General features: G+C 50.1%; 25 protein-coding genes and 1 tRNA gene. 18 read left to right on the forward strand and 8 right to left on the reverse strand.

The genetic code is table 11. From position 1 onward, the window contains the following. Positions 1–22: 22 nt before the first annotated feature. Together xseA and xseB are read left to right on the forward strand one after the other, a co-directional pair. Positions 23–1,387 carry an exodeoxyribonuclease VII large subunit gene (gene xseA, locus EDB95_RS19805; RefSeq protein WP_133996219.1) on the forward strand — a complete coding sequence of 455 codons (1,365 nt, stop codon included), beginning with the start codon at positions 23–25 and terminating at the stop codon, positions 1,385–1,387. Next, a complete protein-coding gene (xseB, locus tag EDB95_RS19810) occupies positions 1,377–1,577 on the forward strand; it encodes an exodeoxyribonuclease VII small subunit (RefSeq protein WP_133996221.1) in 201 nt (66 codons plus the stop codon). The genes xseA and xseB overlap by 11 nt, the downstream gene beginning before the upstream one ends. Here xseB and EDB95_RS19815 read toward each other — a convergent pair. Beyond that, complete coding sequence (locus tag EDB95_RS19815) at positions 1,574–2,170, reverse strand: CDP-alcohol phosphatidyltransferase family protein (RefSeq protein ID WP_162852696.1); 597 nt, start codon at positions 2,168–2,170, stop codon at positions 1,574–1,576. The two genes, xseB and EDB95_RS19815, sit on opposite strands and share 4 nt — an antisense overlap. Before the next feature lie 98 nt (positions 2,171–2,268). Here EDB95_RS19815 and EDB95_RS19820 point away from each other — a divergent pair, with 98 nt between their 5' ends. Then, positions 2,269–3,051, forward strand: coding sequence for a hypothetical protein (locus tag EDB95_RS19820; protein WP_133996225.1), 783 nt, complete (start codon positions 2,269–2,271; stop codon positions 3,049–3,051). Between the two features lie 108 nt (positions 3,052–3,159). Here the strand turns inward: EDB95_RS19820 and EDB95_RS19825 are convergent, their stop codons facing one another. Beyond that, positions 3,160–3,495 (reverse strand): DUF4870 domain-containing protein, encoded by a 336-nt coding sequence (locus EDB95_RS19825; RefSeq protein ID WP_133996227.1) that lies wholly within the window; start codon positions 3,493–3,495, stop codon positions 3,160–3,162. A 174-nt stretch (positions 3,496–3,669) separates the two neighbouring features. On the opposite strand from EDB95_RS19825, the gene EDB95_RS19830 reads away from it, so the two are divergent. Beyond that, entirely contained in the window at positions 3,670–5,439 is a 1,770-nt protein-coding gene (locus EDB95_RS19830) for a transcriptional regulator (RefSeq protein WP_162852697.1), read from the forward strand. Here EDB95_RS19830 and EDB95_RS19835 read toward each other — a convergent pair. Both EDB95_RS19835 and EDB95_RS19840 read right to left on the reverse strand, forming a co-directional pair. Beyond that, positions 5,415–5,879: a hypothetical protein gene (locus EDB95_RS19835; protein WP_133996230.1), complete on the reverse strand. Its 465-nt coding sequence runs from the start codon at positions 5,877–5,879 to the stop codon at positions 5,415–5,417. The genes EDB95_RS19830 and EDB95_RS19835 overlap by 25 nt on opposite strands. Positions 5,880–5,959: 80 nt before the next feature. Further along, positions 5,960–7,153: a protein kinase family protein gene (locus tag EDB95_RS19840; RefSeq protein ID WP_133996232.1), complete on the reverse strand. Its 1,194-nt coding sequence runs from the start codon at positions 7,151–7,153 to the stop codon at positions 5,960–5,962. A 184-nt stretch (positions 7,154–7,337) separates the two neighbouring features. Here EDB95_RS19840 and EDB95_RS19845 point away from each other — a divergent pair, with 184 nt between their 5' ends. The 4 genes from EDB95_RS19845 to EDB95_RS19860 all read left to right on the forward strand — a co-directional run bounded on the left by EDB95_RS19845 (position 7,338) and on the right by EDB95_RS19860 (position 10,493). After that, complete coding sequence (locus EDB95_RS19845; RefSeq protein WP_133996234.1) at positions 7,338–7,526, forward strand: type II toxin-antitoxin system HicA family toxin; 189 nt, start codon at positions 7,338–7,340, stop codon at positions 7,524–7,526. Positions 7,527–7,578: 52 nt separating this feature from the next. Beyond that, entirely contained in the window at positions 7,579–7,959 is a 381-nt protein-coding gene (locus EDB95_RS19850) for a hypothetical protein (RefSeq protein WP_133996236.1), read from the forward strand. Between the two features lie 7 nt (positions 7,960–7,966). Further along, positions 7,967–9,190, forward strand: coding sequence for a DUF5677 domain-containing protein (locus EDB95_RS19855; protein ID WP_133996238.1), 1,224 nt, complete (start codon positions 7,967–7,969; stop codon positions 9,188–9,190). Positions 9,191–9,338: 148 nt separating this feature from the next. Next, positions 9,339–10,493: a DUF5677 domain-containing protein gene (locus EDB95_RS19860; RefSeq protein ID WP_133996240.1), complete on the forward strand. Its 1,155-nt coding sequence runs from the start codon at positions 9,339–9,341 to the stop codon at positions 10,491–10,493. A gap of 58 nt (positions 10,494–10,551) precedes the next feature. Here EDB95_RS19860 and EDB95_RS19865 read toward each other — a convergent pair whose 3' ends face one another. Then, on the reverse strand, positions 10,552–10,923 hold the full coding sequence (locus tag EDB95_RS19865) for a VOC family protein (RefSeq protein ID WP_133996242.1): 372 nt from the start codon (positions 10,921–10,923) through the stop codon (positions 10,552–10,554). A gap of 49 nt (positions 10,924–10,972) precedes the next feature. Beyond that, the gene (locus EDB95_RS19870) at positions 10,973–12,241 is read right to left on the reverse strand and encodes an MFS transporter (RefSeq protein WP_133996244.1); all 1,269 of its coding nucleotides are present in this window, start codon (positions 12,239–12,241) and stop codon (positions 10,973–10,975) included. Between the two features lie 83 nt (positions 12,242–12,324). On the opposite strand from EDB95_RS19870, the gene EDB95_RS19875 reads away from it, so the two are divergent. After that, complete coding sequence (locus EDB95_RS19875; protein ID WP_133996246.1) at positions 12,325–13,839, forward strand: glycoside hydrolase family 71/99-like protein; 1,515 nt, start codon at positions 12,325–12,327, stop codon at positions 13,837–13,839. On the opposite strand, the gene EDB95_RS19880 is transcribed toward EDB95_RS19875, so the two are convergent. Next, complete coding sequence (locus EDB95_RS19880) at positions 13,826–14,986, reverse strand: DUF3179 domain-containing (seleno)protein (protein WP_133996248.1); 1,161 nt, start codon at positions 14,984–14,986, stop codon at positions 13,826–13,828. The two genes, EDB95_RS19875 and EDB95_RS19880, sit on opposite strands and share 14 nt — an antisense overlap. Positions 14,987–15,087: 101 nt before the next feature. Here EDB95_RS19880 and EDB95_RS19885 point away from each other — a divergent pair, with 101 nt between their 5' ends. The 7 genes from EDB95_RS19885 to EDB95_RS19915 all read left to right on the forward strand — a co-directional run bounded on the left by EDB95_RS19885 (position 15,088) and on the right by EDB95_RS19915 (position 20,378). Next, positions 15,088–15,468: a hypothetical protein gene (locus EDB95_RS19885; RefSeq protein WP_133996250.1), complete on the forward strand. Its 381-nt coding sequence runs from the start codon at positions 15,088–15,090 to the stop codon at positions 15,466–15,468. A gap of 84 nt (positions 15,469–15,552) precedes the next feature. Then, positions 15,553–16,542 (forward strand): Dyp-type peroxidase, encoded by a 990-nt coding sequence (locus tag EDB95_RS19890; RefSeq protein ID WP_133996252.1) that lies wholly within the window; start codon positions 15,553–15,555, stop codon positions 16,540–16,542. Then, a complete protein-coding gene (locus EDB95_RS19895) occupies positions 16,535–17,341 on the forward strand; it encodes a family 1 encapsulin nanocompartment shell protein (RefSeq protein WP_133996254.1) in 807 nt (268 codons plus the stop codon). Before EDB95_RS19890 ends, EDB95_RS19895 begins: the two co-directional genes overlap by 8 nt. A 5-nt stretch (positions 17,342–17,346) precedes the next feature. Then, on the forward strand, positions 17,347–17,769 hold the full coding sequence (locus tag EDB95_RS19900) for a DUF1801 domain-containing protein (RefSeq protein ID WP_133996256.1): 423 nt from the start codon (positions 17,347–17,349) through the stop codon (positions 17,767–17,769). A 51-nt stretch (positions 17,770–17,820) separates the two neighbouring features. Further along, the gene (locus EDB95_RS19905; protein WP_133996258.1) at positions 17,821–18,465 is read left to right on the forward strand and encodes a Crp/Fnr family transcriptional regulator; all 645 of its coding nucleotides are present in this window, start codon (positions 17,821–17,823) and stop codon (positions 18,463–18,465) included. Between the two features lie 102 nt (positions 18,466–18,567). After that, a complete protein-coding gene (locus EDB95_RS19910; RefSeq protein WP_133996260.1) occupies positions 18,568–19,230 on the forward strand; it encodes a peroxiredoxin in 663 nt (220 codons plus the stop codon). Continuing rightward, on the forward strand, positions 19,227–20,378 hold the full coding sequence (locus tag EDB95_RS19915; protein ID WP_133996262.1) for an NAD(P)/FAD-dependent oxidoreductase: 1,152 nt from the start codon (positions 19,227–19,229) through the stop codon (positions 20,376–20,378). The genes EDB95_RS19910 and EDB95_RS19915 overlap by 4 nt, the downstream gene beginning before the upstream one ends. A gap of 58 nt (positions 20,379–20,436) precedes the next feature. Here the strand turns inward: EDB95_RS19915 and EDB95_RS19920 are convergent. Then, positions 20,437–20,509: transfer RNA gene (locus EDB95_RS19920), tRNA-Lys, on the reverse strand. A 137-nt stretch (positions 20,510–20,646) separates the two neighbouring features. Between EDB95_RS19920 and EDB95_RS19925 the strand changes: the two genes are divergently transcribed. Next, a complete protein-coding gene (locus tag EDB95_RS19925) occupies positions 20,647–21,453 on the forward strand; it encodes an SDR family oxidoreductase (protein WP_133996264.1) in 807 nt (268 codons plus the stop codon). A 4-nt stretch (positions 21,454–21,457) separates the two neighbouring features. Beyond that, positions 21,458–22,285, forward strand: a complete 828-nt coding sequence (locus EDB95_RS19930) for an SAM hydrolase/SAM-dependent halogenase family protein (RefSeq protein ID WP_133996266.1) — start codon at positions 21,458–21,460, stop codon at positions 22,283–22,285. Positions 22,286–22,327: the final 42 nt, after the last annotated feature.

The raw sequence follows: 22,327 nt of genomic DNA on the forward strand, positions 1-22,327 counted from the left end.
CGCAAAATATTTATTTTTGGCCATGGCATTGTCTTCTGCCCCATTGACGCTTTCACAATTGACGTCGGCGATCAAAGATTCGCTGTCGCAACACTTTGGCCCGAGCACCTTTTGGGTAAAGGGCGAGGTGACCAGTCATACCTTCAAACCCGATAAACGCTACCATTATTTCGAACTCGTCGAAAAGGATCCCCTGACCAACCGGATCAAGGCCAAAATGCGGGCCAGCGCGTGGGGAGAGGGTTCCCTGGCCATCGACCGCTTTCAGCAGGAGACGCGCCAACGGTTTACAAACAATATCGATGTATTGTTGCAGGTCCGGGTGGAATTCCATGAGGTCTATGGTTTGCAACTGACCGTCCTTTCGGTAGACGGCGCGTATACGCTTGGTGCCCTGGAAAGACAGCGGCAGGCCGTCCTCGACCGGCTTGTCCGGGAAAACCCCGAGTCTATATGGAAGATCGGGGACAGGTATGTGACCGCCAACAAGCAGGTCGCTATGAACCGTGTCTTGCAGCGGATCGCCCTGGTGTCCTCGGAAACATCGGCGGGAAGGGAAGACTTCAGACACACGCTGGAAACCAATCTATCCGGGTACCGGTTCCTGATCGACGATTATTTTACAGTGGTACAGGGGGAACACAACGCGGCGCAGGTATTGGCCCGCCTGGCCGGGATCCTGGAAAGCCGGAAACCCTACGACTGTGTGGTCATCGTCCGGGGTGGGGGGGCACAAACGGATTTCCTGATTTTTGACGACCATGATCTTGGTTTGGCCGTGGCGACTTATCCCATACCCATTATCACCGGCATCGGGCACCAGAAAAACGAGACCATCACCGACCTGATGGCCAATACGCCCAGAAAAACGCCCACGGAGGCAGCGGAATTTATTTTGCAACGCAACCGGGATTTTGAAGAGGAATTGGCCCGTAAGCAAAAGAATATCGTCGTGTATGCCCAGCAACTGCTGGCAGGAAGGGACAGAATGCTGCTCCAGATCAATGCGGATATCATCAGTCATTCCAAGGAGGTCATTTTCAATGGCCGGCGGAAGGTGCTGACGGCCGCGTCAGGGCTGGGGTCTGCGCTGAGGATCCTTTTTGACCATCGGAAAACCGACCTCCGGCTTTCCAAAGAAAGGCTGGGGCTCGTCGCGGGCCTGAATCTTAAGAAAGAGGCCGGGTCCCTTAACCATTTTGCCTCCGTCATCAAACTGGTATCGCCCGAAAATACGCTCAAGCGCGGTTTTGTTCTCGTCAAGTCGGGCGACCGGATCATCCCCAGCGGCGAGGCCCTCGACAAAGGGGACGCCGTGGACATGATTTTTCACGACAAAACGGTTTCCGCCATCGTTGAATCAAAAACCGATCGCAATGGAAGATAATATGACTTATGATGCGGCATTTAAAGAACTAACCGCCATCTCGAAAGAGATCGAATCCGAAAGCGTCTCCATCGACGTCCTGGCACAACAAGTAAAACGGGCGGCCGAATTAATTGCTTTTTGCCAGGAAAAGCTCCGATCGGCCGAGGGAGAGGTGAGTAAGATCATCGAAGGAATGCAGGGTGCTTAGTTGAACATCTTGTATCGTTTGAACGTTTTGCCCTTGCGTCTTAAATACGCCTGGTAAAAAGACGGAATATCGCACTCGGGTTTGGGCAACAGGGAAGAGATCAGGATCCTGTCCAGCATCGACGCCACGCCCAGTCCCAGACATATACGGAACAACAGGACAGGCGCTCCACCGGCCAAAAGAATGGTAAAGGTGATCAGCAGCAGGATCCCCCACAATTTGGAGAGCCAGTTGTGTGCGCAACCGCTTTTCCGGAACTTTATAAAGTTGATCAGGTCCGACACAGGCTCCAAAACGAACAACAGGACAATCCAGGCCACGTGCGTCTGTAAAAGTCTTCCATTCAACATCCATATACAAACCCCCGCCGCCAGCCAAAACACCAGGTCCACCCAGGCGTCCCATTTCCGCAGCGCGTCCGTTGCCACGCCGAGGCGCCGGGCGATGATGCCGTCGAAGATGTCGGACACCAGGCCGGCCCACAGACAGGCGACTAGGAACCAACCCGTCCGGTGGGTTTGGTAGGCCCAACACAGCATGACGGGCGCCAGGAGGAGGCGGAGGAGGACCAGGGCAAAAGGGAGTCGTGTCAAGAATGTCCCAATTAAGCCCTCTATATGGCGTTTTTGCACCCCCATACCCTTAAATGACCGCCGTATTTTGGATCAGCATGAGCAAATATCTTTTTTTTATGGCACAGAGATTAAAAAACAACGGCCGGGGTCTCTTGCTGACCCTGGCCCTTCTGTTGATGGTTACCGGCGGCTTTGCCCAGCAATGGCAACTCGACAAAATGCCTGCCGACCTGGAAACCGACCTGGCGTTGCACGCCTTGCCCCCGAACCTGAGGGCAGACGCCACGGTGTACCTGCTGGACCCGGCCAAGGGCTATTATGTGGGCAAACAGGGGACCAGCGGTTTTATCTGTTTTGTGACGCGGACCAACTGGGAATGGGCAGAATACAGACAGGACCTGTACACGCCCATGGGCTACGATCCCGAGGGCGCCCGGACGATCTTCCCGTTGTATAGGGATGCGGCGGCCATGAGGGCCACGGGGATGTATATCGCCGAACAGGTCAGGGATACGATCGCCGGCCGGATCGTCCGGGGCTTTTATGCGCCGCCTGCAAAAGCGGGTCTTTCCTATATGCTGGCCCCCGTCATGAGGGTGTATACCGGCAAGCCGGGGGATAAAAGTGTTATGACGATGAGCATGCCGCACTTTATGTTTTACGCACCCTATATCACGGTGGCCGATGTCGGTTTTGACAGCAATTCTCCATCGGGGCCCTGGCTGATTAATTCGGGCAACACGGTGCTGGGGGATGGTAAGGGACCGGAAGGGTATTTCATCATGCCGGCCGACAAAGCCACTACGGCCAAGATCATGGAGGACGGCAAAGACCTGGTCAAAAGGCTCCAGGCGTACAGCCACTATTTCAACGTGGAGATGGATATGACGAAGAATTGAGGGTATAGCCATGAAAAAAAGGGCCCGGAACAAACCGGGCCTTTTTACGGGTGCTTTCAATAGGTGCAAGGGCCTTAACAAACGGGCCTTCAATAAACTAAGCAGGGCTTACGCATTCAAAAACTTAAATTTTTCCTCGAACAGCTTCCCGATGATGGGCAGGGGTTTGGCTGTTTCATTGAGCGCGGCAATAATGCCTAATATCATCAGAATCATAGGGATAAACGAGACGAATGTAAGCACCAGGCCAAGGGCGGGTACGATCCGGATGACGACCATCAGGGCGATGCTCAGGAGGATGGAGATAAGGATCAAGCCCAGGGCCTGACCCAGGTGGTAGCGGACCAGGGGGCTTTTGTCGGGGCTGTTTTTGAATTTCACCAGGGCGATGATCCATCCGATGAGCGTGACATAGGCGATAGCGGCGATTGTTTTGTTTTGCATTGTCGAGTGATTTGGTGGTGCAAATCTACGGTGCCGGGTACCCAATGACCGCATTTTACCCCCCTACGGACCGTCTACCACTTCCTTGAAGGGCGTCTACAAAACGTCTACAGGAGTGCTACTCATCAGAAATGGCGTAGTTTTGACCCTCCAATGTATCGACACGGATTTTTATTGTTCCTAATTATAGGGATCGGTTGGGGGCGCCCGGTAAAAGCGCAGAACAAGATCATTGACTCGCTCCGGCAGGTGCTGGCGGGTGGCCGCCTTTCTGTAGACGGCCGGATCCGAACCCTCGGCCAGTTGGGTAAGGCGCTCAGCGCCTCCAACCCCCAGGAGGGACTGGCTCTGGAGCAGGAAGCCCTGGATCTGGCCCGCGACACGGGTGATCCCGCGCGTATGGCCCTTGTATATTCCTATTTTTCCCAACTATATATCGCCGTAGACAGTCTCGTACCTGCGTCCAGGGCCATAGACAGCGCCCTTTTTTTTGCCGGGCGTACCGAGGACAAGACGGTAAAGGGGATGGTCTGGTACCGGAAGGGCCTGGTGGAAGACTACCTCGACAAGGTCGAAGAATCCATGCGCAGCTTTATCACCGCCCTGGGTTTTTTAGAAGGGCAAAAGGAGTACGCCACCGAAGCCGGTATATATTATATCATGGCCGGGACTTACGGGAGCGAGGGCGACCTGGCAGGTCAGGCCAGGTATGCCCGTTTTTGTGCACAGACGGCCCTGGCGAGCGGGCTGCCTGACAACCTTTGCAACGGTTACCAGGCCCTCGCCAGCAGCTTTGAGTTTCGCTACCGCAAGGACACCTCGGACGCTACCCTGCGGGATTCCTGTATGTACTACAACCGCGTTGCCTGCATCCTCGGTGTGCAAAACAAGGACCGGTTGCTGGCACCCAGCATCCTCGCGGTGATCACCCTCAATATGTCCAACCTCTACGCGGAGTTTTATCCCGCGCGCTATAAGGACAGCGCCATGCACTACCTTTCTCTGGCCCTTGACCTGGGTCAGGAAACCAAGCAAAAAAGCGTCGTGGCCAGTTGTTTCGGCCGGCTCAGCGACTATGCGCAGGACGCCGGCGACAACCGGAGGGCGGAAACCTACTTACTGGAGGCCCTCGCCGTGGTCAATTCCCAAAAAGAAGTCAACAGCCCCCTCCGCCTCCACATCATCCACAACCTCGCCGACCTCGCGGAGAAAAGAGGAGACAAGGCCGCCGCCCTCGACTTCTATAAACAATACATCGACTATTACAAAGCCTACTTCGACGCCGCACAGGTCACCGCCGCCCAAAAGCTCGACGCCCAATACCAGTTCGGAAAAACGGAACGCGACCTTTTGGTAGCCCAGCAACAAGCCGCCAACAACCGGAAGCTCAAAATCGTGTATATCATCCTGTTCGCGGCCAGCCTGACAGGGTTACTATTTTTGTTCCGCTCCTATCACCTCCATATTCGCCTGCACAAGGAGGAAAGCGCGCGGCTCCTTGCCGAACAACAATTGCTCGAAGCCCGCAAAGAATATTTGCAAAAAGAATTACTTGCCGGTTCCCTCGCCCTGGAGGAAAAAGACGGTTTGCTGCAATCCCTCCAGCAAAAGATCACGGAGATCAGCGACCCGCGCCTGAAAAAGGTGGGCCGCCTGATTACCGAGCGCACCCGGCTCGACGAAGACTTCGAATCCCTCAAACAGGATTTTGCCCATATCCACCCCGAATTCATCGAAAAGCTCCAGCAAAAAGCCTCCGGCAGCCTCACCCGGATCGACCTCAAATACTGCACGTACATCCTCATGGGGCTCTCCAATAAAGAGGTCGGCGTACGCCTCGGCATCGAGGCCAAGAGCATCCGCATGGCGCGGTACCGGATAAAGCAGAAGCTGGGGTTGGGGAAGGAGGAGAGTCTTGATCAGTTTGTAAGGACGCTGGCTTGAGCTGGCGTTTTCGTCAGCGACAGTTTTCTGTACAAAACTTTGTCGGCGGTGATAAGCGTGCCGTCGATGTGGTTGTTGTTTACTTTGAGCACCCAGGTGCCAGTCGGTTGTACGCAGGTGAGCGTGGATTTGTTTAGGGTAAAGTTGAGCTTGCCCATGTTGATCGGTTGGCCGTTTACGATTTTGTCAGCTGTGACTGTGTAGGTTTCGGCCGCTTGGTAGAAATGAAAAACGACGGTTTCGTTTTTGCAGGGGGAGTTTTTTACCTGACAGATGGAGGTGCCCATCCAAGTGCCGGTTAAGGCGTCATCCTGGGGCGCTTCCTGTAAGGAGAAGCGGCTGTTTTGAGAAATGGTTGCGAGTAGGATAGCTATGAAATAGATAGAGATATGCATTTCAGCTTTTTCGATGGTAATTGTCAATTTGCCTTTGAACCGCATAAAGTTGAGATTTTCGGTACAAAGGGAGAAAAACCAGGGTTATGAAACAATTACGCCGTAATATTCGCCGTAGTGTTTTTTTACTCATCAAGATCAATTCGCCTTGCTTTCGGAAGTTTCTGAGGCCTAGCTAATTGCTTTGTAATCGTAGATAGGCTTGTATCCTTAAATACATCTACGTTGGTTTGTAGAAATACGGAAAGTTCTTCATAGCTGTTGGCGATAAGGTCTTTATTCTTGAGCAATCGGAGTACATAATAAAGCTGGTTTTTCTGACCTTTCCATTTCAGCTTTTTCACTTCAGGTTCCGGGGCAGTTTGCCTTTTAACAGACAGTTTGTTAGTTATATTTGAAAGTTTCTTTTCCAGGTAAACAATATGGTGCGTATAGGCATATCCTTCGGAAATTTGTTTGATCAACTCTTTGATATTATTTTCGGGGGTGTGGTTAAATCCCTCATACGTATTCAAAATTTCGCTTGAAAACACTATAGGTGAGTTTGTCTCTGCTAATTCTATGAGTAATGGATTCTGATCCCTAAGCGCAATTAGATTTCCTTGATAATAAGGATTATCAAATTTGCTGGATTTTAGTCTTTTTTGCTTCCCAAAGTGGGCATTGATATTTTCAAGCCTGGCCTCGATCGTTCGTTTTATATCCGGAGTTGTTATTTTTTCAAAGTCAAGCCTCATTTTTTCAATGAGGTTGTTTTTGTCTACCACGTCCCTTATCCTGTCCCCAATAGAAAAACCGAGATCGAAAAATATTTCTAATAAGTAGATATGTCTATCGAAACTAATGTAGCTACTAGCTTTGCTATGTATAAAATAGTCTCGGCATTGGTCTAGTATCTCCTTATACCTTTTTAAAGATTGTACTTTAGGATATAGTGAGTAGCCGTAAGCGATGTCCTGAACGAAGGACTCGATTTTATCTTTTTTAAGTTTGGCAAGACCAGGGATTAGGCCGTCGTTCACCAGATCGCCCCATACTTCGCCTATCGTTGGATTGTTATCTATTATTCTAACTTTTCTGCTTTCAGCGAACGAATATCCTATGGCGATGGGGTTTTGTATACCGTTTTTCTTGTCATTGCCTATTAGTTTTGTCAACACATTTAGTCTGGTGAAGACAAAATCCACCTTTTCTTCATTTGATGTTGGTGAAAAGGGGTCTGTAAGGTAATAAAAGATATCATCGTCTTCCTGCGTTTCAATCCTGGTTATAGGTGTTGATATATTAAAACCGGCTTCTTCTAATGGATGGATGGACATTCTAAGAGTTTTTATATTGCAAAAATATAATATAAATGAGTGTTTTGTTAAGGTACCATTATTTTGACGTTTTGGTAACTTTTTAGTTACCTTTGCTCTGGTCTTTATGATAAACGCATTTAGGACAGAGAATAGAGTTGTTAAGCTGATAACAAACATTTCTCACACGTTCTAATTAAATCAAATGCGCTTTGCCGAAGTTGTGCTTTGCTTAAAGCAGGCCGGTTGGATTATTAAAGATCAAAAGGGGAGTCATGTACATATGATTCATCCCTCGAAGCCAGGTAAAATTACAATTCCGAAGCATGGGAAAAGTGATCTTGCGCCCGGCACATTAAAAGCTATTTGGAAGCATGCAGGGCTGAATCATTAGCCCTGCATGCAAATAGCATCTAAAGATGATTTTATCAAATGAATAAGTAAGGGTGAAAAAGGTGTCTTTGATTATTGAAAAGACCGACGACGGTTTTCTAGGTCGGGTTTCCTATAAGGATGATTTGATTATTGAAGAAGCTGAGACCCTCGCGAAATTAGATGTGGGGATTAAAAAGATTCTCCGCGATTTTTACGAGTTAGAACTTGGAAGTGTATATTTTGAACATAAATATGATCTATCTGCCTTGTTCGAAAAGTTTGACTATTTGAAGATTTCAAATGTAGCAAAGATCGCAGGAATGAATGCTAGCCTTCTACGACAATACGTGACCGGAAAGAAACATGCGTCTAAATCACAGGCCAAGAAAATAGAAGAAGCGATACATTGTATCGGTAAAGAGCTTTCGGACATTAAGGTATATAGCAAATAGATATTGTATGAAAGACATACCTTCTAATGTGCTTTGCCCGTGTGGTAGCGGACGGAAGTATAAACGTTGCTGTAAAGAGAAGAATATATTTAAGCTTGACGATAATGGCCATGTGGTAAGGCGTGTAGAACTGCATCCAAAAGCTGTGGAAATCGTAGAGAAGAATAAAAGGGAATTTAGCGAATTGTTTGGCAGAGAACCCCAGCCAAACGAGCCAGTCTTATTTCATACGCTACTGATGTCTGATGATGATTACATGGAGGGTATTCAGGAAATTTTTGACAAGGTAGGCATACCAAAAGAAATCGCGTATGCACATAGGAAAACCGGTATGGCCGTATCTGAGATGAATGAACACCTGATACCAACTTCAGATATGCTTAGGTGGGATGCGGCTATAAAGGAATACAGAGACATAGAAAAAGGGAAGAAGAAAATTAACCGACCAGAAATACTCGACAGGATAGAGTCGCTATCTGAGCGGTTGAATTTTTGCCAATATTTGCTTGGGCTTATCATCTTTAAGCAAAATGACATCCAAAGGCAAAAGAGATTTGACGAGAACATAACTGAGGTTGAATATATACTGTTCTGCTTGACAAAGAATTTGAAGACGTTGCGGGCAGCTTTAAATCTAATTGAGGGAAATTTTGGAGAAGACGCGTTGAATCTGATTAGGTCCATTTTCGAGAACTATCTTCATGTCGCGATGTCTATTAGAAACAATGATTTTATTAATGACATTAAGATCAAGATTGGCTTACTTTTAGGGACACATAAGTATATAAGAAAAGGAGCGGAGAAGGTTGTCGAAGTTGCAACTGGCAAAGAAGCTAGATTGAAATTTACCAAAAATCATCAACTAGCCTTGCTTCATCCATTGTATGGAAAAATGGATATTGAGATATACAACTATCTCTATGATTTTCTTTCCGGCTTTACACACCCAGATCTGGTGACATTATCCTGCTACGTAGATGAAAATGGGTTTAATTATCAGAAGCGTAATTTTTCCTCCGAATCTATTTTATACATCAGTTTTTTTAATTTATTGATTTTGAATGAGATTAAGAATTTGAACGGTATTGATAATACCTCTATTCTTGATATCGATAGATTTACGCAAACGACAGCACCGCATCTAATCAAAATATTCGGTCAGGTTGAAAAGGATTTTCCAAATTATCCGTCATTCATGAAAGAACGAGTGGAAGCTCTTTATAGTGTTTGAATTTGAAAAGGTCGAATGTAAAAAATTTAATTAGATATTTAAAATGAGCCTAGGGTTGTCTTTGTTAGCAAATCAGAAAAGCAGGAGAAGGGTCCGGAAGGATAGCCTTTGTCCATGCGAATCGGGAAAAAAATATGGGAGTTGTTGTTTGGAAAAAGGTATCGAGTATACCTATGATAGGGAGGGTAACGTCGCGAGAACGGTTAAAATGGATTCTGAAACGAGGGAAGCAGCATTAGGCGCAATTGGTTCATATCAGGAGATTTTTGACAGGGAAGCCGTTGATGATGACCCGCTTTTTTTGGAGATGACTCTATACTCTGAAGAGGAGATAATGGAAAAGTCTGAGGAGGCTTTAAAGTATGCCTATGGCGTTCCAGACGAAGATCTCTATGCATTTCGAAAGTTAGGATTTATAGTAAAAAAAGGAAATAGAAAAAATGTACCTGACAAAGACCTACTAGCGTGGGACGAGGCAAGGAAAGAATATTTCGATCTTTTCTCAGGAAAGATACGGGAGGAGGTGGATTTATATACTGAGTTTCAGAACCATCTTGAGAATTGGGTTATTAAGTTGATTCATTTATATGCATTAATCTTGTACAAATCCGAAGCTGAGTTTAAGTCTACCCATTTCTATGAGGAACTAAACATGAAGAGTTATACTCTTTTTTGTCTTACAAAGCACTTAAAGACAATGAAAGCGACTAGACCTCTCACTAGTCATTATTTTAACGAAGACACTTTTAGCTTAATCAGAACCATGTATGAGAATTATCTACAGATATCCACGATCGTTCACTATCCAGTGCAGATGCAAAAGGAGCTCGATGCGAAAGTTGGTCTTTATTTAGGTACGCATAAACAGGAATATGACTGTATAATTGATGTTTCGAGTGGGAGCAAAACGAAAATTATATCTAACAAACAGCGAGCTATGCTAGATAAAGATTTTCGGCACGAAAACACGCATTTATACTTTACTTTATATGGATATTTATCAAATTTTATTCACCCGGATATAAGAGTGGTTGGACATTTCTTTAAAGATGGATATTTATCTCACAATGCAAATAAAGATCAAATAACTGTATTTTATTATATCAACTTGGTTAATGTCATGCTCCTTTTTGACTTGTTGAAATCGTCAATATTTGATGGTCAGAATCAAAAGGATATTAAAAATTTTACCATAAAAGTCACCGAACTTCTTTTAACGGTCTCCAGGATGTCCAATGATGGTGGTGACAGCATCATTCAGGATAGGCTTCAAAAAATGCTTAGTTCAAGTTTGCTGCAGTAAACTTTCGGTGTGAAAAAAGCCGGCCGGATATGCCCGGCCGGCTTTGCCAATAATAATGTTACTGCATGGAATGAAACGCCACCCTGTTGCCCTCGCTATCTATAAAATGTGCCATAAACCCGTTTTCGCCGATCGAGGTTTTGGGCAAAACGACTTTGCCGCCGGCGGCCTCGACTCTGGCTAAAGGAACCGACAGGTCGTCTCCGCCGTTCAAATAAACCAACGTACCGGTTGCAGAGGGCTCATAGCCTTCGGCTTGGGCTAGTCCTCCGCCTACCTGCCCGCTTGCCATATCCGCCGGGAACATCCCATACTTCATGGTAGGGTGGGGCATTTCCATAATTTCAACGCCCAATACCGTCTCATAAAAAGACTTTGCCCTTGCAAAATCTTTTGCAGGAATTTCAAACCAGTTAATAGCGTTTGCCATCGTTTTTAGTTTTAACCAATGTAAAGCTAAAAACCGGTGGTTAAGATTATTAATTTGTAAACTTGGTGCTCTTTTGCGCCGCGGCCAACGCCACAAAGGTGACCACAGCGGCAGTGCACAGATAATACCCCACCGCAGGAAGTCCATAGTTTTTGGCCAGCGTGGTGGCCAGGTAGGGTGTCAGCGAAGCCCCGATGATCCCGGCGAGCGTAAACGCCAGTGAGGAACCGGTATACCGCACCGCCGCCGGAAAGATCTCTGCCAGGGCCGTTCCCAGGGGGCCATACGTCAGCCCCATCAGGAACATGCCTGTCACCTGGAAAAGAATGGTGATGCCCAGGCTACCGGTGCTGAAGAAGGGTGAAAAGAACAACCCGAAGATAAAGATGCCCGCGGTGGCGAGCATCAAGACGCCGCCCCGGCTATAACGGTCGGCCAGGACTGCCGAAAGTGGAATACCCACCGCAAAAGACACCATGGAGATGATCTGGGCGATCAGGAAACTGGTCTTGGGGTAGTGTAATACGGAGGTCCCCCAGCTTAACGTAAAAACCGTCATCAGGTAAAACAACAAAAAGGTCGTGATGGAAGCCGCCGTACCCAATAGGATGGCGCGGGTGTGCTTGACGAAAACGTCCGCCACGGGGACCTTTACGCGTTCGTTTTTTTCCATCACCTTTAGAAAGTCGGGTGTCTCGGTGAGCTTTAACCGGACATAAAGGCCCACCCAAACAAGGATGGCGCTGGCGATAAAGGGAATGCGCCAGCCAAAATCAAGGAATTGCTGATCGCTCAGGCATTTGCCAAGGATAAGAAAGGTGCCGCTGGAAAGGATAAACCCGACAGGCGCTCCCAACTGCGGATACATCCCGTACCATGCCCTTTTGCCTTCCGGTGCATTTTCCGTGGCCAGCAGGACGGCGCCACCCCACTCGCCGCCCAGTCCCAGTCCTTGTCCAAAACGGAACAGTGCCAGCAGGAGGGGGGCCGCAATACCGATGGAATGGTAGGTGGGTAAAAGGCCAATCGCCACCGTCGAGGGGCCCATCGTCATCAACGCCGCGACCAGGGTCGCTTTGCGGCCTTTCCGGTCGCCAAAGTGCCCGAATAAGGCGGCGCCCAAAGGCCGGGCAAAAAAAGCCAGGGCAAACGTCGCCAAAGACTGCAACGTCGCCGACGTGGGATCGGTGGCAGGGAAAAATAATTTTGGAAAAACCAGTACGGCCGCGGTCGCATAAATATAAAAATCAAAAAACTCAATCGTGGTGCCGACCAGGCTGGCCAGGAGGATACGGCTTTTGGGATTTGCTTGATTCATTGGCTAAACTTAGGACATTTGTAAAATATTAATGTATTTTTTATACCCGCCTGCTACTTTACCGGCAAACAAACCAAATCGATATGCTTTGCCGTGTACTCCCCTTCACGCTGGTCGTCCTGTCGACCGTTAGTTGTGCAAAAAACAACAAATCAGATTCGCTTCCATCCACGTCGTTCGCCCTTTCCGCTTCCGGCGACGTAGTAGGGAAAATTACCGTGGGTTACCAGGGATGGTTCTCCGCGGCCGGGGACGGGTCCCCGCTGAATTCCTGGGGCCACACCAATATGGAAACCTGGCCCGACATACGCCAGTATGCCCAGACGTATTCCGGCGATCCGTTTTATCAGGATGGCGTGCAACAACCCGGGTTTACGGGTAAACTGGGCAATGGCCAGCCCGCAAAGATGTACAGCGCTGACGATCAGCAGGTCGCCAATGTGCATTGTCTTTGGATGCAACAAAACGGCATCGATTGTATTGCCCTGCAACGGTTCGGAAGCTATACCAGCCCCGGTTCGATAAAAAACTTTCACGATTCCGTGGATGAAAAAATGATGAAAGCCGCCCAAACCTACGGCCGTAAATTTTTTATCATGTACGATTGCAGCGCGACCGACCCGGTTGAATCCGACTGGACCAATACGATCGTGGCCGCCCAGCATATCACTTCTTCCCCTGCCTACGCCCATCAGAACGGGAAGCCCGTCGTCGCCCTCTGGGGCGTGGGGAAATCGGGCCGCGGCGCCGTTACCGACTGGGAGAATACGATCAACTGGTTCAAAAACCAAGGCTGCTATGTGATCGGCGGCCCCCTGGAAGGCTTTGCCAAGGATACCCCCAACCAGCCCGCCTATAACCTCTGTAATATGATCATGCCCTGGATGGTGGGCAAAACAGCCGCGACCAACTTTGAAGCAGACTATGCTGCCGACATGGCCTATTGCACCGCGCATGGGATCGATTTTCAGGCGGACGTATATCCGGGAACCGCCTTTTACAATACCAACGGCGGGGCAACATCCCCCAAAAACCAGATCCCGCGAAACCACGGTCTTTTTATGTGGTCCCAGTTCGCCGCAGTCCGGGCCGCCGGGGTGCCCAGCGTATACATTTCTATGTTTGACGAAGAAAACGAAGCGACCGGCATCCTGAACTGCGCCGAGGACGCCTCCTCCATTCCTGCGGGCCAGTATTTTTTAACCCTCGACGCCGATGGTGTACATTGCTCTTCCGACTTTTACCTCAGGCTGACCAAAGACGGCGCGGCCATGGTGAAGGGACAGACCGCCTATACCACGACGCTGCCTACCCCTCCTGTTTTGTCCGCACCATCGAGCCTTACGCCGCACGTGCTTTCTTCCAGTTCCATAAAGATCGACTGGTCGGCGGTCACCGATGCGCCTTGTTATAATCTCAAACGATCCACCGCCAGCGGGGGACCTTATACGACGGTCGCCGCCGGGATTACGGGGGGGACGTATACGGACAACGGTTTGACGGCGGGTACGACCTATTACTATGTGGTTTCCGCCGGGTATATCAATGGAGGGGAAAGTGTGAATAGCGCTCAGGTGAGCGGGACTACTTTACCATAGCTGTCGCCGGATGAAAGGTCCGCCAGGAATGCCAGAATTCCTGGTAGGCCTGCACCGGCTGTAACCGCGCGCCCTTCAGCGGCCCGTCCGTACAGACACCGTTTGGCTGCCAGGTGCTCCGGGTATTGATATCCCGGAGCGTCTTTTCATATTGGAAACGCAGGCTGTCGTTGTAAGAGAAAGCGTAAAAGGTCTTGTTATTGGGTTCGATGGTCAGTAAGAGGTGCAACCCGCCAAGCGTGTCCGTAATAATCCTCTCTCTTACCAGGTTATTCCAATCATAAGCCTTGCTTCTCCCATCCGATTCTACGCCGATCACCCAGGATTTAAATTGCCAGGAACCCGTGTCTCTTTTCTCCAGGCTGCTTTTGATCGTGCCTTCATCATAGCCTTTCAGGCTGTCATACCTGCTGGCAAAATTCGGATCGGGTTGCATGGTCAGGCTGTTAGGATGTAACATCTGCCAGTCAACAAGCGTCATCTGGGCGGACGGAATTTCCTGCAACTGTTGTCCTTTTAAGGGGCCGGTAATCGCTTTTCCCGTGGCTTGCTGCCACCAACTGCGGGTATCTGCGTCTTCAAACATCGCGTTGAAATGGTCCATCCCCACCAGGCGGAAAGTCACCAACTTACCCCGCACAAACGGGCTGTATACCCGGCCGGTCCGGCAGACCGTGCAGTAAGTGACCAGGACCGGCTGACCGCCCACCGTGTCCATGACCTGGTGGTGATAACCGATCACTTCGATGGGATAGGCCCTGGCTTCGCCGTGTAAGGCAACGCCAATGACCAGTTGATCATTGCTGGCACCGGTCGTGGCGAATTGCTTTACCTTGGGCGGATAGAACATTTTATCGGCGAGGAACTTAAAATTGAACAAATAGAAAATCCCGCCATACACCAGCAAGACCACGATGAGCGTGATCTTCTGCCAGGCTTTTCCCGAGCGCAGATAGTACAACAGCGGCCAGATAAACAGGACCAGCGCGGCGATCCGAAGCCAGAAAATATTTCTGTCCAGGAAATAGGCGAAGGCAACGGTATCATGCTTTTGGCTCCCGGGGAAGGGCATGATGAAGTATACACGCAGGATTTCGAGAGCGAATAGGAAAATTAATCCTATCCACAGGAGGAGGGGTTTGCTCATACGTCTGTCTTAAGCTAAAATTAAGCAATTTTTAATCGCCGCCTTCTACATTGAAAAGGTAACGATGCTAATTATTTAATCTCCAAAAAAGTTAACTTTTTATGAAACATTTATTAACACTTTTATGCCTTGTGATCTTAGGTGGTCTATCCTCCTTCAAGGCGGTCGCCGACAACATAACCTTTACGGTTTCTATTAATTCTCCCTATGACAAACATGGCAGCGTCGAGCTTGTCAATCAGGACACGTTTGCCGACAACACGTATTATTTCGCCGAGGGATCGAGTGGTTTCCAGGTGACGATTCCGACGGGTAACTATGACGTACTGGTCGATGTGAACAATACGGCCAACGATGGCCTTTTTAGCGTTACTTTCAATGGCACCACACAATCGGCAGACTGGCCCGGCGAATTTTTTTGTAGCTGGGATAATGTCCAGATAACGGATGCACAAAATACCTGGTTGTCTATTGCTGACTAGCGGTCAGTAAAATAACGCTGCATCGGTTACAAGGAAAGGGGATGTTTTACAGACATCCCCTTTCTTTTCGTACATTAGCAAAATATGAACCCAGAGCCGCAAAACGTACTGGATTACAGTGGTGACAATACGATCTTCCTGGTCTGGAATTTTAAAAAGGACCAGGAGCCAGGGAGCGTTTTTCAAAGGATTTGTGCGCTGGTGATCAACCTCAACAACTCAGGCGGGACACGTTTTCCCGGCGCCGGGGCGTCTTGCGTGATGGGCATTGGCTATGAAGCGTGGTTGCGGCTTGGTCTTCCGGTTCCGCTCCCAAAGGAGTTGGAGAATTTCAATCCCATTTCCGGTGAGAAACACACGGCGGTGGCTACCCGGGGCGATCTGCATTTTCACCTCAGGGGGAGCGCCAGCAGTATTTGCTACGACATGGCCGCCGCGCTCGCTGAAGTCCTTGACCCCGTGGCGGTCCCTGTGGAAGAGGTTCATGGGTTCCGGTATTGGGATGGCCGGTCTATTATTGGATTTGTCGATGGTACCGAAAATCCGAAAGGGGAAAAGCGCGCTTTTTTTGGTTTGATCGGAGACGAGGACCCCGTTTATCAAGGGGGGAGCTACCTTTTTGTTCAAAAATATATACATGACCTGAAGGCATTTAAGGCACTGCCTGTCGGGGAGCAGGAAAAGGTCATTGGAAGATCAAAGGAGAATGACATTGAAATGCCGGATGACGTAAAGCCTTCCAATGCCCATATTGCGCTGGCCAACGTCGGTGACGAGCTCAAGATCGTCCGGGACAATATGCCTTTTGGCAATATGTCGACCAATGAGATGGGGACTTATTTCATCGCTTATGCGCGTACGTTCAGCACCGTAAAGAAAATGCTGGATAATATGTTTATTGGTTCGCCGGAAGGGAATTACGATCGGTTACTCGATTTCAGCACGCCAAAGACGGGAAGCCTGTTCTTTGTTCCTTCGGCTTCCTTTTTGAAAAATATCGCTTCGGGAGCGCCGGCTCCCGGCAGCAGCTCATTATCTATCGGATCACTAAAAAAAGAGGCAGGATATGAATAACCTTTTTCGGGAGCTCGCCCCTATTTCAAGCGCAGCCTGGGCGGAAATAGAAGAAGAGGCCCGTCGAACCCTCAAGCGGCACCTGGCGGCACGCCGTGTCGTGGATGTGGAAGGTCCAAAAGGTGTTGACTTCTCAGCGGTCGGCACGGGACATACCCAGGGAATCCCGTCGCCCGGCGAAGGGATCCAGGCCATTCAACGCGAGGTAAAGGCGTTGGTGGAACTTCGGGTGCCGTTCGAGCTCACGCGCCAGGCGGTGGACGATGTGGAACGCGGCGCGACGGATTCGGACTGGTCATCCGTGAAAGAGGCCGCGCGGAAGATCGCATTTGCCGAAGACAATTCCGTCTTCGAAGGATACGAGGCCGCGGGAATACTGGGTATCCGTCGTGGAAACTGTAACCCGATACTGACGCTTCCTTCCAGTGTGCGAAGTTACCCGGATGTCGTGGCACAGGCAGTGAGTCAATTACGACTTGCAGGGGTCAACGGTCCTTATGCACTCGTCCTCGGCTCCGATCCATATACGTCTGTCAGCGGCGGCAGCGACGAAGGCTACCCCGTTTTGCAACATATCAAGCGACTGATCGATGGAGACGTCATCTGGGCTCCGGCCATCAGGGGCGGTTTCGTGTTGTCCACCCGCGGAGGTGATTTCGAATTGGACCTTGGCCAGGACATCTCCATCGGTTACCTTAGTCATTCCGAGACCACCGTCAGGCTTTATCTGCAGGAAAGTTTCACCTTCCGGCTGCTGACGACGGAGGCGGCGGTGGCGCTTTCGGCGGCGGAAAAATAGGCGCTATGAACGTAAAGGAACAAATCGGCGGGTATATTGCCAGCCAACCTGAACCCAAACGAAGTGACATGCAAGCGTTGCACCTCCTTGCACTTCAAGTAATGCCTGCATGTAAATTGTGGTTCCTGGATGGTAAAAACAGCGAAGGTAAAATTGTCTCCAATCCTAATATAGGTTATGGGTCTCACACCATAAAATATGCGGATGGAACAACCAGGGAGTTTTATCAAATTGGGTTGAGTGCCAACACAACCGGAATCTCCGTCTATATCATGGGTATAGAGGATAAGAAATACCTGGCCGAGACTTATGGGGTGAAACTGGGCAAGGCCAGCATCACCGGGTATTGCATTAAGTTCAAAGCGTTAAAGGATATAAATATCGACGTACTGGAGGCGGCAATGCGAGATGGGTTTGAGATTCAGTGACCTTTTGGTACATAAATTTGTACCTTCACTGTTACCTCTAAAGCCACAATTATGATCGGTCAACCCCTGAATCACCTGCAAATATTTTCCGGGCTCTTTGAGCCCGCGTTGCTCGCCGAAATCGAGCAAAAGTCCATGATCATGGAGGTGAAAAGCGGCGACACGCTTCTCAACGTTGGGCAAACCATCAGGGCCGTACCACTTTTGGTAAGCGGCGTCGTCAAAGTAAGCCGCATCACGGATGACGGCCAGGAGTTATTACTATACTATGTAAAAGAAGGCGAAAGCTGTGCCATGACCTTCAACTGCTGCATGCTTGCCAGGCAAAGCGTGATCAAAGGCGCGGCGGAGGAGGATAGCGTGCTGGTCTGCATTCCCGCCCAACTGATGGAAGAATGGATGGTCAAATATCCGTCCTGGAAGAAATACGTCATGTCCACCATACTCGGCCGCTTTACCGAGCTGATAAAATCCATTGATGAGGTTGCCTTCAAAAAAATGGACGAACGGCTCCTGAACTACCTCAAAGAGAAATCGAGGGTAACCGGCTCCTCTGTCCTCCACCTCACACATCAACAAATTGGAGACGAATTGGGGACCAACCGCGTCGTTATCTCCCGCCTGCTCAAGAAAATGGAAAACGACAAAAAACTCCTCATTTATAACAAACAGATCAAGCTCCTCCGGGATTTGTAACATTTGTTACAGCAGCTTGTAACCGTTGTTACCGGTATCCTTCCCGGTGCTGCGCATATTTGCAGTGTCATTAAAACATACACCCCCAAAACTGCAAATGTCATGAGCTTACGTTTAAACAGTATCGCCCCGGATTTTACTGCCGAAACCACCAAAGGGACCGTCCGCTTCCACGAGTGGATCGGAGACAACTGGGCAATTCTCTTCTCCCATCCAAAGGACTTCACCCCTGTGTGCACGACAGAACTCGGCTTTATGGCCCGTATCGAACCCGAGTTTGCCAAACGCAATTGCAAGATCATCGGCCTAAGCGTTGACCCGGTGGAAAGCCATCTTCGTTGGGAAAAAGACATCGAAGAAACGCAGGGCGCCTCCGTCAATTACCCTATGATCGGCGATCCGACCCTGGCTATTGCCAAACTCTACGACATGCTTCCCGCCGAAGAACCTGCCACCTCCGAAGGCCGTACAGCGGCCACCAACCAAACCGTCCGCTCCGTCTTTGTCATTGGCCCCGACAAAAAGATAAAATTGCAACTCACCTATCCAATGACCACGGGCCGCAACTTCAACGAGATCCTTCGGGTACTCGACTCGATGCAATTGACTGCCGCGCACAAAGTCGCTACGCCCGTCAACTGGCAGGAAGGGGAAGACGTCATCATCGTCCCGGCCGTATCAGATGCCGAGGCAAAGGAAAAATATCCCCAGGGCTGGAAAACGCTCAAGCCCTACCTCCGGATCGTTTCACAACCAACAATATGAAACTACGTGTAACGGTACTGGGCGCCGGCTTCGGCGGCCTGGAGCTCAGTACCCTTCTTTCCGAAGCGCTGGGTGATCGCCTTGAACTCACCCTCATCGACCAAAATGACGCCTTCTTCTTTGGTTTCTCCAAACTGGATGTCCTTTTTGGCCGCAAACCAGCGGATGCGGTGAAAATCCCCTATAGCACCCTCCTCAAGCCTGGGCTCACATTTCACCGGGAAACCGTCACCGCCATCGATCCGGTCACCAGGACAGTCACCACACAATGCAACAGGTACGAAGCCGACGTCCTGGTCGTAGCCCTGGGCGCCGACTACGATATCGCTGCAACGCCGGGTCTCGCTGAATGGGGAAATGAATACTACAGCTTCTCCGGCGCCGAAAAGCTGCGCGACATTCTCCCGGGCTTCACAAAAGGGCACGCCGTTGTCGGGGTCTGCAACGCACCGTTCAAATGTCCTCCTGCACCCAGCGAGGGCGCCCTGATGCTCCATGACTACCTTGTCAGCCGGGGTGTCCGCGATGCGTGCACCATCACGCTGGTCATCCCTTTCGGATCGCCCATTCCCCCGTCCCCCGACTCCTCAAAGGCCTTGTTAAAGGCGTTTGAAGAAAGGAACATCCGGTTCATCCCTCAACGGAAAGTCAGCTCGATCCGAAAACTGACCTCCGCGGCGGGAACCACAAAACTAGCAGTCCTCGATGACGGCACGCAGCTACCCTGTGATCTCTTCCTCGGGATCCCTCAGCACGTCGCCCCTGACGTGGTCCTTCAAAGCGGTCTCGCCGAAAATGGCTGGATACCCGTGGACCGAACCCGTCTCCGCACAAAATATCCCAACGTCTATGCCATAGGCGATGTAACGAGTGTGGGCACGCCAAAAGCAGGTGTCTTCGCCGAGGGCGCCGCAAAGATCGCCGCGGCGTCCATTATCGCCGCATTCAACGGCAGCGATGACCCTGCCCCGTACACCGGCAGCGGCTCCTGCTATATCGAGTTTGGAAAGGGAACGGTGGCTCGCGTAGATGTCGATTTCTTCTCCGGTCCAAAGCCTGTAGGCATCCATTACGACGCCTCTGCCGATCTTACCCGCGATAAAGTAAATTTCGGCACAAGCCGTAAAGCACGGTGGTTCGGAATCTGACGTTTTTAAATAGAAAAACCGTCAAATACAAGGACTTGACGGTTTATAGATGATCTTGTGATCCCGCTGGGACTCGAACCCAGGACCCATACATTAAAAGTGTATTGCTCTACCAACTGAGCTACGGAATCAAAAAAGGGGAACGCCCTTTCTTTTGGGAGTGCAAAAATAGCTGAAAAACCGTTCCATACAAATTTTTTTGCGTTGTTTTTTAGATACAGGGCATGTGCAACTAGCCTATTTTTGCATTTTGGGAAAATGCACAGCTATGGATGATTTTCAAGGCAAAAGAGTTATTGTCACGGGTGGGAGCGACGGGATCGGCAAGGCGCTGGTGGAGCGCTTCCTGGAGGCGGGCGCGTATGTGGCGACCTGCGGACGGAGTGCGGACAAGCTGTACCAGCTGCAGGTGAGGCATAGCAACAAGTTCCTGCATACGATGGTGGTGGATGTGCGGAAGGAGGAGGATTGCCGGCGGTTTATCGAGTCGGCGATCCGGGAATTCGGTGGGGTGGACGTGTTGGTGAACAATGCGGGCATCTCGATGCGGGCGTTGGTGCAGGAAACGGAGCTGGATACGCTACGGACGGTCATGGATGTGAATTTCTGGGGGACGGTGTATTGCACGAAGTTCGCCCTGGACAGCATTATTGCGAATAAGGGGGTGATCGTAGGGGTGTCTTCCATCGCAGGATACCGGGGGCTGCCGGGCCGGAGCGGGTATTCGGCAAGCAAGTTCGCGGTGAATGGCTGGCTGGAGGCCCTAAAAACCGAATTATTACCGTCAGGTGTACACGTCATGTGGGTGTGCCCGGGCTTTACGACGTCGAACATACGGAATGTGGCCTTGAACAAAAAGGGAGCCCCCCAGGGGGAATCGCCCTTGGAGGAAGGGAAGCTGATGAGTGCGGAGGAGTGTGCCAAACAAATCGTGAAGGCGATAGGGCACCGCAAAAGAACCCTGGTGATGACCTTCCAGGGGAACGAGACGGTCTGGCTGAACAAATTATTGCCGGGGCTGGCGGACAAGCTGGTCCATAAATTTTTCTTCAAAAAAGGAGAACTCGTCAAATAGCCCGATGGCGCTTGTTACCCTGACATCCGATATTGGACACCAGGATTACCTGGTGGGCGCCGTTAGGGGCCAGTTGCTGGGCATTGATCCCGGGTTTCAACTGGTGGATATAACCCATGCTTTATCGCCTTTTAATTACCCTCAGGCGGCCTATGTGTGCCGGGGAGCGTTCCGGCAGTTTCCGCTGGGGACGTATCACCTGTTGCTGGTGAACCTTTTCGACGTGCGGCCGGATCATTTGTTGTTGATCAGGCACCATGGGCAGTACTTCCTGGTGGCGGACAATGGGTTGATTACGATGATCCTGGAAGAAGTGCCGGAGTTGGTGGTGGGGCTGCCCATTTCGAAGGGGGCGCATAAGGATACGCTGTATTTTGCCCAGGTGTTCGGGAAGGCGATCCGGGACATTGAAAACGGCAAACGGCCGGAGGAGCTGGGCGATGCAGGGGTGGAGATCAACGTCAAGAACCCGCTCAGGCCGCAGTTAGGCAACAACTGGATGGAAGGGCAGGTGATCTTTATCGATCACTTCGAAAACGTGGTGGTGAACATCAGCCGGGAAGAGTTCGAGGAACAGCGGAAGGGACGGAGTTTTAAGATCGTTTTTAAACGCGACGAGGTGATCGACAAGATCAGCGAGACGTATGCGGACGCGGGGGAAGGGGAGAAGCTGGCGTTGTTTAACGCCGCCGGCTACCTGGAGATCGCCATCAATAAGGGGAATGCCGCGGGTTTGCTGGGCTTGCAAGGGTTTGCGGAAAAAAGCAATCCCGGAAATACCTACCTGGCGAACCGGCTGTTTTACCAGACTGTCAGGATTTATTTTGAGTAAAGTCGCGGTTTTTGGCTAATTTAGGGTACGGCCTTAAGCGCC

This window comes from Dinghuibacter silviterrae, assembly GCF_004366355.1.
Lineage (GTDB): Bacteria > Bacteroidota > Bacteroidia > Chitinophagales > Chitinophagaceae > Dinghuibacter > Dinghuibacter silviterrae.